Below are 12,714 nucleotides of genomic sequence, written 5' to 3'. Positions count from 1 at the left end.
GAACTCCGCCCATCCTTATATGATAACGCCGCTGACTTCTTTGAAGATGCGGACCGTCTCGTCCTAATCATCGTTCTCGATGACGAGGGAGTCGAGGGGCCCCACGGACTCGTGGAAAAATGACCCGCTTGGAGCCATACCAAGCGTTTACGATAGGGCCAAATGTGGTAGGGTCAGTTCACCTTTGCCTGCGACAACTGAGAGATTGAGTTCCTGCGCGGCAGCATCCAGGACCGGCACGGAAACGGCACTCTCGCGCGCTAGGCGCACAGCACACTCGATGTCCTTTGCAGCATTTGCAATCGAGATTGCCAGTGCATCCGGTTTCTCTCCCAACAAAAAGGCGGCGAAGGCTTGGAATATTCCACTGTTCGTAGCGCCCCGACTGACCAAAGACCGTAGTGTTACAAGATCTATCTGAAGACTATCCGCGAATTGGCAGACCTCAGCGGCGACCGCAGCTATGCCCATAGTCATGCTGTTGTAAACAAGCTTGAGCTTGTGGCCGTGTCCGACATCTCCAACATGCATCACGGTCTCGCAAAACGCAGCAAGAATGCGCTCAGCGACGGGAAAGAGTGTTTTATCCGATCCAACCATCGCATTGAGAAGGCCGAGCTCGGCTTGCTCGGGGCTTCGTGTTACGGGAGCATCAATAAAGCTTAGACCTCGTCTTTGCGCCGTTTTCGCCAATGCAATAGTCGAGGCAGGATACGAGGTTGTGCAATCAATTATCAAGCCTCCTCGGCACATGTGGGCAAATAGTCCATCGTCATCAAGGCACACCGTCTCAACTTCGCGGCTGGACGGTAAGGACAACACCACCACACTTACATGATGCGCCAACTCAGCGATCGACGTATGTTCGCGGGCCCCTGCACTTATCAGGCGATCAGCACCGAACCGCTTCTTGTTGACTTTGATGTGGAGTTCGCGTTGCTGACGCAGCAGGCTGATGCCTATACCTGTTCCCATGCGCCCCGCTCCGATAAGCCCTACGCTCTGCTTGATCAGCCTGGGAGCCGCGCTCGCTGATGATCCCTTGCTCATGACTTAGCATTCCGAAAAGTAGCCACGGCTTTGCAGGATAGGCAGCAGCTCGTGATGGTTGTTGATCGTGTAATCTGGACGCGCGGCTTGCAGGCGCGAGGTCGAAACAAATCCTCCGGTAATGGATATGCTCGTCAGACCGAGATTACGCGCAATATCAGTCTCCACGGGCATATCGCCGATGATGAAGGTTGAGGCGGGCTTCAGGTCGTACCTTTGCATATAAAGCCGAAGCCGCTCTCCTTTGCTCATCGATTTGTATTGCGTGGCGCGGCTTTCAAAAGCGAGCACATCGGTGATGTAGTGATCTACTCCAAGCCTCCTCAGCTGGGACTGTAAAGGCGCGACTATGTGGTTGCTGAGGATGATGAGTGGAGCGGATTGTCGTCGCGCCATCTCGAGCACTCTGCGCGCCCCCTCACGTAGATCGGCCTTGTCCGCAAGAGGCTCGTATAAGTCGTGAAACAGTGCGCCATCGTCACGCTCAACTGCCTCAATCTCTTCGCGCGACATTCCAAGGCTAAAGTAGAGACGAGAGAGGGGAACATCACAACGATCCCGAAAGGTCTTTATATCGATGCTCGGACGACCAAAGCGGTCCAAAATGACATTGGTCGTTTCGAGCAGCGCATATGTGTCATCGAGCAGTGTTCCGTTCCAGTCAAATACGAGAGCGGGTTTCATGATCCTGACCTCAGACGGGTATTAACGGGAAGAGCGGCCAGCAACGCTTCCAAGTGTCTACGCGCGCGCTGCCGTCCAGCCGGGGTCGGCATGTCGAACGTGAACGGTGACAGATCGATACCCTCTAGCCTGTTGGCCAAAACAGATGCGAGGGCGCGGAAAGGCAAATAAGTTATCGATGCTGCTTGGATCGCCGTCGCAATGTTGCTCTCAACGATTCTGAGCGCTGGCGGCTCCATCCTGTGGAACCGAAGGCATTGGGCGCGCAATTCGGACGGCAGCCGCTTCAATGCCTGCCAGAATGCGAGCTCATCTAGCGTATCAATACCCATGCCGTAGTAGTTTGGCGCAACTATAGGGGGAGAACCTATCGCCCAATGTACGTCTTTGGCTCCAGCGGCAAGGAGCATCGTTGTGACGGCTTGGCTGGTATCGCCTCGAATGAGGGCTTCGTCGACAACTATTACGGTCCGTTCAGCTACGGCGGGTTCCGACACTCGATACTTCCGGGCAATGCGAGATTGCCGGGCGCTGGTTCTGCCGAGGAGCGTTCGCTCATGAAATTGCGTTGCCACTACGTCACTACGCTCGGCAAGCACACCCTGTTCGGCGAGAGAGTCAAATAGACCATCGGCGTACGGGCCCCCAGTATTTGGCATTGAGGACACGATTGGCGGCATCAAGAGTGGCTCTGCTTGAAGTCGCTCCGCAACAATTTTTCCCAAAGAGAGCCCGATGTTGTAACGTGTTTGGCGATGTGAATGGCCCTCGACCGACGTATTTGGACTCCCCAGATAGAGAACTTCGTACGCGCAGAGCTTGGCCTTATGTCCTCGGCAGTTCAGGGCATGGTCAACGATGGCGCCGGTCTTAGCATCCACGCGCTGTATGCTCCCAGGCAAGAGCTGGCTGATCTCACCTTCAAAGCCTGCGAAGGCACAATTTTCAGAAGCAAAGAGCAACAAGCCATTACTTGCTCGCATAGTCTCCAATGGTCGCAAACCGCTTCGACTGCGGTATGCAACAAGATCTCCGTCCTTATCTAGCAAAAGCGCACTGAGGGCACCATCGATACGATTATCAAGCTCGCGAAAGATAGCTCCGTAGTTTGCGGGCCGGCCGTGACGCCAATATTCTCGTTCGCAAGAGTGTTCAATCCACCTCAGCAAGAGCTCGGCGTCTGTGTTCGTATCTATCAGTTGGCCTCGAGCGAGTAATTCGCTCCTGAGTTCATGAGAGTTCACCAAGGCGCCGTCCAAAGCGATGGCAAAATGGCGGCCAGGAATTGACTGCACGTCGTCGCCACCCCCAGCTTCACAGGATCTGCTACGGATCTGCGCGATTGCAACATGAGGCAGAAAGCACGGATCCTGTTCGATGAAGTCAATGCGCACCGAGCCATCGTTTGATTGAAAGGCCCTTCCATGTCGGAGTCCACGCTCTTGCATAAAAGCAGAGACGACGAGACCCGCTTGCCCACGGAGTGCAAGTGTCGGGATCATTTTGGTCAGCTGATCAACGACACGCGGCGATGGTGCGCTTGAGGCGCAGAAAAACGCACCGGCGACACCGGACATATAGTCACCCACTTGTTAAGGAGTCGCTCTGGCGGGGCGCCTCGATGGCACTTCGCTTCATCCTTAAGCAAGCGTCGTACCAGCCCTTTGCATATGCTAGCTGGCATTTCCGGAGCGAGGAGGGTTGAAGACAAGCCTTTCTAGCGATCGAGGGGATATTGTGCGTCGTTTAAGCACCCACGCGGATGTTCAGGATGCTACGACCATGTGCGAAACGCGCCACACCGGAGCGAGCAGGAACGGGGCTTAAAGTCGACGAAAGCCTTCTGATCTTTCACTCTTGTCTTTTATTGTTTGCGTCCAGCCACAAAAGCGGGTCTCCAAAGACGACCAGCCTAAGAAAGGGAGCGCTAAGCAGCCAGAGAGTGCCGTTCGACGCTCGTCTGATCAACCACTAACACTGGTGATTGATCAGGACCATGAATCTTGGCCAGAACGAATCGAATCGTCTCGCTTGCGCGGAGAAACGCATGACGATGCGCCTTCAAACAGTGTGGTCAGAAACTGCAATATGTCACCTTCAACGGCTCTATCGCGGCGCGCGCGGCCAAATTATCTTGTGTGCGAAATCCTTCGAGCCCGAGGTGACTCAGGTGACGGCAAAACGCGGCTCGATCGGCGACGCTGAGATAAAAGGTGGGTAGGCGGATATACCAAGCCGCCATGATCCCGGATCCTGTACTGCCGAGCCTTAGCCGTCGATGGCATCCTCGTCGCTGTGTCTTCACGCAACACAGACGACGGTGCAACGATCAGGGGCTGTTCGCGACGTTGAGCGAGACACCACTTAAAAAGGAGCATCTGTTTGTTTTCTCAAAGTGCCGTCACTCCCAAAGCGGTGCAGACTAGCGCATAGGTGTTGCCGACACTCCCGGAACCTCGGCACATCGCACCTATGATATGCGCAGTCGCCAGGATTCATTAATGTCGTGGTAGCGCGAATGCCTAGGCGCTAACTGAATTACGAAGCGCGTTCGTTTCACGGTAAGCCATTTCGTGGCAGCGCGGCCATGATCTCGTTTAGCCGGCAGAGAGTTTAGCTGCACTCGTTCGCTCGACCTCGCAGAGGCATACGGGAGGCCTCCGGGTCGCGCGCATGGAAATTGTTGCTGTAGGCCCGAGTGCTTGGTCCGAAACCGAACACGTTCGGTGTCACGAATCGGTCAAGCAGCCTCCAATCTCGACTTTAATCAGACAATTGCCGGCGATTCCTCTGATTGGAACTGGCCCAGAGCGTGCATTGTGAAAGATGGGAGCCCATCTGAGTCTCGCGACATGAGCAGCAGTTGGGGAGAGCGTTCAAATCGAGTGTATCTGACATTAGGTTCGGAGACTGTATGCGAATTTGCGGTATCAAACTGACTCATGACGGAGCAGTCGCCCTTGTCGAGGACGGAAGGCTGGTCTTTTGTGTGGAGCAGGAGAAGCGGGACAATAATCCGCGATACCAAAAACTCCACAATCTCGATGCGGTTGTTGTCGCTTTGGCAGAACACGGTTTGGATCCGCGGGACGTTGACCGGTTCGTCATCGATGGATGGTGGGGCGAGAGTGAGTCACAATTTCAGGTTCTCAGCGGGACTGCACCCATTACCCTTAAAGGGGCACCGTATGTTGAGGGCGATGCCGACGGCCTCCTCATAGCGCACGACGGCGCTGGGCTGATGCTCAAGGGGAGCGCCTTCCCTTATAAAAGCTATCCGCATGTCACAGGTCACGTAGCTTCCGCTTTTTGTACCAGTCCTTTCGCCAAGGCCGGGCAACCCGCGTTCTGTCTGGTTTGGGACGGCGCCTCCTTTCCACGGCTCTACTATGTAGAACGCCACGCAGCCAGGTTCGTCGAGTGCCTCTTTCCGCTGATCGGGCATGCTTATGCTGCCGCAGGCTATCACTTCGGACCATACAAGCAGGCTAACCGCATCAAGTGGGACCTCGGTGTTGCGGGCAAGTTGATGGCCTACATCGCGCTCGGTTCGGCCGATGAAAGCATGGTCGAGGTGTTTCAGGAGCTCTATGAAAAGCACTTTAGTATGTTCACGGAGCCAGTCGGTCGTTGCAGCGAGGACGCCGCGCTTGAGCCTGTCCATGCGTTCTTCGATGCCTGTGTGCTACGGTTAAAGGCCAAAGCTCCCGCAGATGTGCTTGCATCCTTTCATTGCTTCCAAGAGCGTCTGCTCGTTAGCAAGCTGGCGAGTGCTATACAGAGACATTCGAGGTTTCCCGCGCGCAATCTGTGCATAGTCGGTGGCTGCGGTCTCAACATAAAATGGAATAGTGCACTACGAGCTGCCGGCTTGTTCGATGCTATCTGGGTGCCACCCTTTCCGAATGACAGTGGCTCGGCAATAGGTGCTGCTTGCTCCGCGTTGGCGGCGGACCAAGGTTTTGTACCATTGGAATGGTCCGTCTATAGTGGTCCAGCCGTGGAACGAGGCGACATGCCGCCCGGATGGGGCGGCTCACCATGCAGCATGCGTGAACTTGCAACCATTCTCGCCAGCAACAAACCCGTCATTTTTCTTGCCGGCCGCGCGGAGCTTGGACCTCGGGCTCTCGGTAGCAGAAGCATACTGGCCGCGGCGACATCGCCGCAAATGAAGGACCGTCTCAACGACATCAAACTTCGCGAGCACTTCAGGCCTGTAGCGCCAATATGCCTGGAGGATCGGGCGCCGGATATTTTTAGTCCCGGAACGCCAGACCCTTACATGCTTTTCGAGCACCTAACACGAGCAGAATGGCGGGATAAGATCCCCGCTGTTGTGCATCTCGACGGATCTGCGCGATTGCAGACCATTTGCAGGACCTCTCGGCACAAGATCGCCGAACTTCTCGTCGAATACGAAGGCCTCACAGGCATTCCACTACTATGCAACACCAGCGCCAATCACAATGGACGCGGCTTTTTCCCGAATGCGGCATCTGCCTGCCAGTGGAATCGCGTTGACCACGTGTGGTGCGACGGCATGCTGTGGACGAGACGCGAGGGCGGCGACTGAGCGCTGGTCAACGGCATCTTTCTCTCTAAGCGCGGGGCAGTGGGACCGTACGCCGAGTCATATACCTCCGCGAAAGGCCACCTAGTTTGACGAACGCGATAGCAGGCCCCCGCGGTAATCCTACGAGAAGCGGCGGCGCGGTGATCGCTAGATGAGAAGGAGCGGCTTGTTGCAGCATCGCTGCAGCTCGGTGCCAGTGTTTCCGAGGCAGCTCGCATGGCCGGCCTTCGTCTCAGCCAGCTATTCAGGTGTCGCAAGGAGCATTGCAGGCACGCTGAAGCGAGGTCGAGATTGGGTCGTCTGTGCCACTGCGGGAAGTGGCCGAAGCGCCATTGACGACGATGGCAGCGCGTCGAGGAGATTGCTGCTCAAAATGAGCAATTTGAGCAGTCCTTGAGATCAAGCATCTCAACCTTGATCCGTTGGGCACTCCGGACAAGTATCACCGATCGAGGCGTAGTATGTCGTCGATGGCAGCTATGGCCTCGTCAGGCGAGAGGCCGAAGGCCGGTTCTTCGCGCGCGATCCGACGGGCGCGATCACGCGCATGCGGATCGGCACGATCTTTCATCCAGTCATGGTCTTCGCACTCGCGAATAGCGCCCGCGTCCTGGAGGACACTACGCGCCCAACCTTCGACCCTCCGGCTCGCCTCCTCATCATCTGCATGTCGATCACTCCCGCCAGGCCGGACGAACCCGGATCGGTCGTGTCCCGTCCCGGCCGGCTAGCACAAGGCAGGGATTCGCAACCTATTCCCACCGTCTGTGGTCGGTGCGGCTACTTTTCCAGGCCGGCCTCTTCACGAAGTTGGTCAATTAGCTCGGACGCTTCGGCCTTGGTGAGCGTTTTGCCCGTCGGGTCGGGCTTATGCGCCTGCTCGCTGAGGGTCCTCAGATAGGACTGCTGGGCGCCGGTCATTGGATCATCGCCGGAAACCCAGTCCTCGGGGTCTTTTTGGGTATTGTCCGCCATTTGAACCTCCTAAGAGTTTGCCTCCCTCAACGTTTAAGTTGATTGTGTGTTCCGTTTTTGTTCTAGTGGCCTCATTCGAGGTTGAGAGGCGAGAAATGCCGAACATTGACTTCATCCGGAGTGAAATCGAGCTCATGCACGCGCAGGTGGGCCGGCAGCGCAGGGAGATCCTTCTGCTCCAGCGCGCGGCATTGCCACCTCATCAGCCAAAGCCCTGCTCAGCGCATGCACTCCAAGATCGAAAGTCTCTCCGCCCAGCGCGACGCTTTGAAGAAGCTTCAGCGGGGCCGGTCAAGGGCAAGGTGCTTGGTGGTCGGAGATGGTGATGAGTGAGCTGAAGGCCTTCACCGACAGCACCGACGGCGCGCCATTTCTCAAACCATTGGGGAAGTCAGGCGCGTCGGCGTGCTATGAGGCCGGTGCTGCATCATGCAGGGAGGCTTCGCGCGCAGTCAGAGAGTTGCCGTGCTACGGTTTTCGAAGTGCCTGATTCAGGATCATGGCGAGGCGTACCCCCGCCTTGCTCAGCTGTAGGGCGGCATCATTTGTCGCCGTTGTGACGTAATCGTCGGTCAGGCGAAAGCTTCCGCGCGGGTTCGGGGAGGGGAAGGGCGCCATAAGCGTCGTCTTTCGAAATCGCAAAAGCTTCCTTCGCCCAGTCGGCGGGCCCTCCGGTCTGCCACTGCGTCTGCTGCTGCTTGGTGATATGGCCAATCAGGTCAGAGGCGATCGTTCGCGCATCCGGACCAAGTTGGATCACGAATTCGGTGTCCCAAAAGTGATGCAGATTGCCGGCGCTCAGGCCGGCGGCCGAGACGCGCTTGTCGTTGCCGCCACGATCGTGATCGTCGGAGCTGTGAAGCGGTTGGTGCACATCGCCCACAAAGTGAAGCAGGAATTTCAGGGCCACCACGCGCTCCTCGGCATCGGTCGAGGGGTGGGCAAGTTCCGCCGAAAATTGCTCAATCTTGTCGACAACGCAGTCATCCTTGTCGCCATCTGATGCGGGCTTGCCGCTGGGCAGCGCGGGATGATTGAAGCATGCCTGATCGAGGTTCGGCGCCGAGACCTCAATGTCGACAAAATGCCATTGCCGCGTGCGCTCGCGGGAATTGTCAATATTGGCATCGCGGTACTTGTCAGCCCATGTCGCGGCCGAGGCAATGTCATGGCCGGTCAACGAGTCGGTATCCGCGGCCAACAATGCGTTCACGCGCTTTCGCACGTCAGGCTCCAGGAAAGACTGGGCAACCAGAGCGACCACTTGATGACCCTCGTCACCCCAGGCGCGGGCACTGTCGGTCTGAATGCAGTTCAGGAGCGCGCCACAGGCGAAAGCGGTAAGGCTCAGGGCAACTCGCATGGATCGAATCCTTTCGAGAAAAACAGACAGCAGTGAAAAACCGATAACGACGCATCTATTGCGCCGGAAAATCACGTCAGAAAGTACTGGGTAATGTCGCCCTTGGAACCGTCGACGTACCGCTTAAGCCAGTCATCATTCAAATCAATATGCCCCTGGAAGACCGGCTTTCCCTCGAGCTTGTTCTTCGCCTGCCAGGCGCGATACCGGTAGTGATCGTACACATCAAGAATGTGCACCGCATAGGCCTGCGCCAGTTTCTTGTCGCCCCTAATGATGAGCATGTTTTCATCATTTTCGTAGGAGGCCTTGTAGCCAAGGTTATGACTTCCCGTGACAATGGTGCAGTTGTCCGAGAGCGGGTCGATGACGACGACCTTGTCGTGGACGATGGCAGTGCCGAGCTTGAGGATCTCGGCCTCAAAATCTCCGAGTGCCGTTCCGGCGCCGAGATTGCTCGCGCGCACGATATGCGTGTGGCGCTCGTCATAGACATAAGGCTTCCGCGCCGCGGCTTCCTCCGGGGTTTCGTCCTCCTCCTCGCCGTCCTCCTCCTTCTTTGCCTGATAGCCGGGCATGGCGGTGGGATCGCTGATGGCTCCGACGACCAGAAGATTGGGATTGGTCTCGCCGGCGCGCCGTGCGGTCTCAATGATGCTGTAGAGGCCACCGCGCGAGGGCAGAAAGGCAAGAAAGAAGATGGCCTGCTCAGCATGCGTCATCAGATTGAACAGCTCATCGAGGTCTGGCGGCGCCCTCTTGATGTTCCGCGTTTTCGCTTTTGTATTCGGAGATAACCAGAGACGCGCCTGCGACGAAGTCAGGTTGGCGGCGACCGGCTTCTGATCTTCGGTGCGCAGCTCTTCACCCTGAACATTGCTCCCACCGGACGCGGAGGGTGGATCGGGGTCATCGATCTCATCATCGTGTAATCGTTGCCAATAGGCGCGGTATCCCTCCGCGATGTCGGCATTCTCGATGATAATGGAGTTGTTTGTCTGGCCGCAGAGGCCGAGCGATGTCCAGTTGGTACTGCCGGTCATAACCGCCTGAGCGTCACCATGACTGTCGAGATAGATCGCGAACTTGTTGTGGCCAATATGCCGATTGTTGAAGAGGCGGTTCTGCACTTCCACCTTGTTGGCCTTGAGCTTGGCACGCGCAGGAGCGTTCCGCTTATCCCATTCCCCGGTATCCCGATCTGCACTCGAGTTCGAGAGGATTATCCGCACGATCGCCTTATTGCGGATCAGAAGGTCGATCAGCTCGGGATCGTCCAGTTCATAGAGCGCGAGCAATACCTTGCCGCCGCTCTCAAGAGCCCGGTCGATCATGCTCTTGAGAAACGAGATCAGATCGCCGGACAGATATTCCCGTATTGCACTATGCTGATCCTCCACCTCGGCGGTCAGGACATCCTTGTTGAAGTCCTTGTTCTCTTCCTCAATGGCGTGCCTCAGCCACTGTCCGGCAATAATGCCATTGTTGAAGGCTGCCTTCACATCCCCGTAGTCGGAGGTGATGAGGATAGTGTTGGTCTCCACAGCGTCGCCGAGATAGCCTAGCGGGATGACCGGACCGTCATAGGTCTTCTTCTGTCGAGCCGGCACCGGCTCCAGCCCGTCGGCCATGCGGCCGACCGGCCGGATCTCATATTTGACCCTAACGTTGTCCGGGCGGCGCTCGGCCCGATCCCGGCGGCGGCGCAAGGTCAGATCGCGCCAGTTGGTCTTCTGAACGGGCCAGACGCCCGTATCCTGCTCTTTCCAGCCATGGTTGTGCTGCCCCTCAAAGGGCACCCAGGCAGACAGGGCCCGCCGCTCGCCCGTGTCGGGATAGACCCGGACGATGTCGAAGCCGAGACAGCCGGGGATCATTTCTTCCACGTCCCAGGCGATGAAGGCGACCTCATTATTGCAGTACGCGACTGCACGCGTGATCCTACCCACCAGCCCCTCCCGTTGCTTTGCCGAGCCAATTGTTGCTGCAGTATGTGACAATCGCAAGATGTGTCACAAAAATTATTCGCTCGCGGCGACGGGACTTCCCTCTCCAGCAGGCAAGCCCAACGTACGGCAACCAGGCTGACGCTATTGTCTTGGGCAGGCTGTCCTTCGAGGTCGCCATCACAATGGCTTGTGATACGACATCCAGCACCTGAAGCGATCGGGCTTGCTCGACCGTGCCCAGCTGTGGTCTTGGTATATAGAATCCCTCGCCATTCAACTTGACCTGAACAGCGGCGCCGGCGGACACGCCTCGCTGCACGACAAAAAGTCGACGAGGCGTGCTTACCCTCGCTCACAATGAAGAGCTGTGGCCGGTATGGCTGGACCGAGTAGTTTTGCGCTGCGATCAGCTCGCCAAGAGAATAAAGATGCCTTCGGGGCCGAAGCGGGATAATTCTTTTCCTTCAGGAGACGCAGCATTCGCAGCGTATATTGAAACTTGTTCATAGTGCAGAACACACGCGCCGAGTTGAGGGTAGTGGCGTCGTCGAAGGTCAGCCGTCGCCCCCTGCAATCCCGTCTCGCCTGCGTCCAGCTGTGTCGCTGCTGCATTTGGCTTTCGTGGTGCGGATCAACCGTTCACGCTCGGTCGGCGGCATCTGGAAGCAGGTGCACCATCTCAATCGGCCAATTGAGCTCGTGAAAATATTCGACAAGCTTCGGAATCGACCAGCTTTCGCATCGCTGTCGTGAATTTCTCATGATTGAGGTTATTGATCGTGCATTGCGAGAAGCCGCCCGCGTAGGAGACGGTTGGATTGAGCGCATAGTTGCTCGGGCCCGACGGGGAGAAATTGAATGTACCCCCGGCATTTCAGAAAAATGTGGGCTGGCGAGCACGTCGCCATAGCCGACAAACGACATCGGTGCCCATTGGCTCGCGCGCACCGCATTGAGTAGGATTTGCTTGTTGCTGGAGTCCCAGATTGCTTGGTCATAAGCGTCGGCCTTGTCCACGAGCTCGGCCCGTGTGCACGCGTTGCACGTCAGCGTCGCGAGAAAGAGCCCAGCCAGAACTGAGATAGACATGGATGCGATGACGTTCATCCCCATAGTTGGCCGCCCTGTACTTAAGATATGGAACGCGCTTAAATTGCAGCCTGAAAGTATTCATCTCGTTTCGGCGCAGTCCAACCCTTGGCGAGTTCGCTTCTCCCCGGACGCGCTCCTCTCTTCCGCGCCCACATCTATGAGCTCGATCCCAGGGCCCTGAAGCCGAGCGAGACGACGGCCTCGCGATCCCGTCCAGCGCAGCCTGCAATCGCACAGATGAAGGGGGCCTATGCCCTGAAGAGAGCCCCTCTCGAGGAATTGCAGGTCGTAAAGGCTGCCAAAAAAGCGAAAGCGACAAAAAAACAAAATCCACCGGCTTGGCCGGAGTTGCTATAAGGGCCAATCCCGACTTATGGTAGCCGTAGTCCAAGGGTGTGGAGAAAAGGCTGTGAGAGCACTCTGGCTCGCGTGGCTGATAATCGTTGCGTCCGTTTCGCAGGCTTGGCCCTGGGGACAAGAAGTGCATGCTATTGTAGCCGAAATCGCGCAGCGACGGCTCGACGTTGGTACGATCGCCAGGATCAAGACCTTGCTCGCGCTGGAAGTCCCGGCTCTTGACCCGCCGAGCATATCCCTCGCTTCCATTGCTAGTTGGGCAGACGACTACCGCGCCGATCACAAGGACACGGCTGACTGGCATTTCGTCGATATACCTGATAATCGATCGACCTATGATCCGGCCGCTGACTGCAAGGACGGAAAGTGCGTCGTCGAGCTTGTCGTTCGCTTTCGCACGATCCTCGCTGACTGCTCGAAGCTCCCAGCCGAGCGGCTTCAGACGCTGAAATTCATCGTTCATTTTGTGGGCGACGTGCATCAGCCCCTGCACGCTACGGATCGTTGGGATGCCTACAACGACAAGGATGATCAGGGCGGAAATTTCGTGCTGCCCGTCGAATGCGACAAGAGCTAACGAGGATTGCGAGGCAACATTTCCGGGACAACCAAGCACGGTGCCGCAATACGATATGAACCGAAGCCTGAAACGGCCGGGCCAGTGGCCC

General features: G+C 57.0%; 9 protein-coding genes. 3 read left to right on the top strand and 6 right to left on the bottom strand.

Annotated features, from left to right (window positions below; translation table 11 throughout):
- Window positions 1-147: 147 nt before the first annotated feature.
- Genes ACVWY3_RS24390 through ACVWY3_RS24380 form a run of 3 tightly spaced genes read right to left on the bottom strand, consistent with a single transcriptional unit; the run spans window position 148 to window position 3,311 of the window.
- Window positions 148-1,050: an NAD(P)-dependent oxidoreductase gene (locus tag ACVWY3_RS24390; RefSeq protein WP_456840733.1), complete on the bottom strand. Its 903-nt coding sequence runs from the start codon at window positions 1,048-1,050 to the stop codon at window positions 148-150.
- A gap of 3 nt (window positions 1,051-1,053) precedes the next feature.
- The gene (locus ACVWY3_RS24385) at window positions 1,054-1,734 is read right to left on the bottom strand and encodes an HAD family hydrolase (protein ID WP_456840732.1); all 681 of its coding nucleotides are present in this window, start codon (window positions 1,732-1,734) and stop codon (window positions 1,054-1,056) included.
- The gene (locus ACVWY3_RS24380) at window positions 1,731-3,311 is read right to left on the bottom strand and encodes a hypothetical protein (protein ID WP_456840731.1); all 1,581 of its coding nucleotides are present in this window, start codon (window positions 3,309-3,311) and stop codon (window positions 1,731-1,733) included. Before ACVWY3_RS24380 ends, ACVWY3_RS24385 begins: the two co-directional genes overlap by 4 nt.
- 470 nt (window positions 3,312-3,781) lie before the next feature.
- Here ACVWY3_RS24380 and ACVWY3_RS24375 point away from each other — a divergent pair, with 470 nt between their 5' ends.
- Both ACVWY3_RS24375 and nodU read left to right on the top strand, forming a co-directional pair.
- Window positions 3,782-3,955 carry a hypothetical protein gene (locus ACVWY3_RS24375; protein WP_456840730.1) on the top strand — a complete coding sequence of 58 codons (174 nt, stop codon included), beginning with the start codon at window positions 3,782-3,784 and terminating at the stop codon, window positions 3,953-3,955.
- Window positions 3,956-4,648: 693 nt separating this feature from the next.
- Window positions 4,649-6,310, top strand: a complete 1,662-nt coding sequence (gene nodU / locus ACVWY3_RS24370) for a nodulation protein NodU (RefSeq protein ID WP_456840729.1) — start codon at window positions 4,649-4,651, stop codon at window positions 6,308-6,310.
- Between the two features lie 780 nt (window positions 6,311-7,090).
- Here the strand turns inward: nodU and ACVWY3_RS24365 are convergent.
- The 3 genes from ACVWY3_RS24365 to ACVWY3_RS24355 all read right to left on the bottom strand — a co-directional run bounded on the left by ACVWY3_RS24365 (window position 7,091) and on the right by ACVWY3_RS24355 (window position 10,597).
- On the bottom strand, window positions 7,091-7,285 hold the full coding sequence (locus ACVWY3_RS24365; protein WP_456840728.1) for a DUF3072 domain-containing protein: 195 nt from the start codon (window positions 7,283-7,285) through the stop codon (window positions 7,091-7,093).
- 541 nt (window positions 7,286-7,826) lie between these two features.
- Complete coding sequence (locus ACVWY3_RS24360; protein WP_456840727.1) at window positions 7,827-8,648, bottom strand: S1/P1 nuclease; 822 nt, start codon at window positions 8,646-8,648, stop codon at window positions 7,827-7,829.
- Between the two features lie 71 nt (window positions 8,649-8,719).
- On the bottom strand, window positions 8,720-10,597 hold the full coding sequence (locus ACVWY3_RS24355) for a phospholipase D-like domain-containing protein (protein ID WP_456840726.1): 1,878 nt from the start codon (window positions 10,595-10,597) through the stop codon (window positions 8,720-8,722).
- Between the two features lie 1,501 nt (window positions 10,598-12,098).
- Between ACVWY3_RS24355 and ACVWY3_RS24350 the strand changes: the two genes are divergently transcribed.
- The gene (locus ACVWY3_RS24350) at window positions 12,099-12,623 is read left to right on the top strand and encodes a S1/P1 nuclease (protein ID WP_456840725.1); all 525 of its coding nucleotides are present in this window, start codon (window positions 12,099-12,101) and stop codon (window positions 12,621-12,623) included.
- The last annotated feature ends 91 nt before the right edge of the window (window positions 12,624-12,714 follow it).

The sequence above is a fragment of the Bradyrhizobium sp. USDA 4486 genome (genome assembly GCF_054057995.1).
This window is presented reverse-complemented; position numbering and strand designations above follow the sequence as displayed.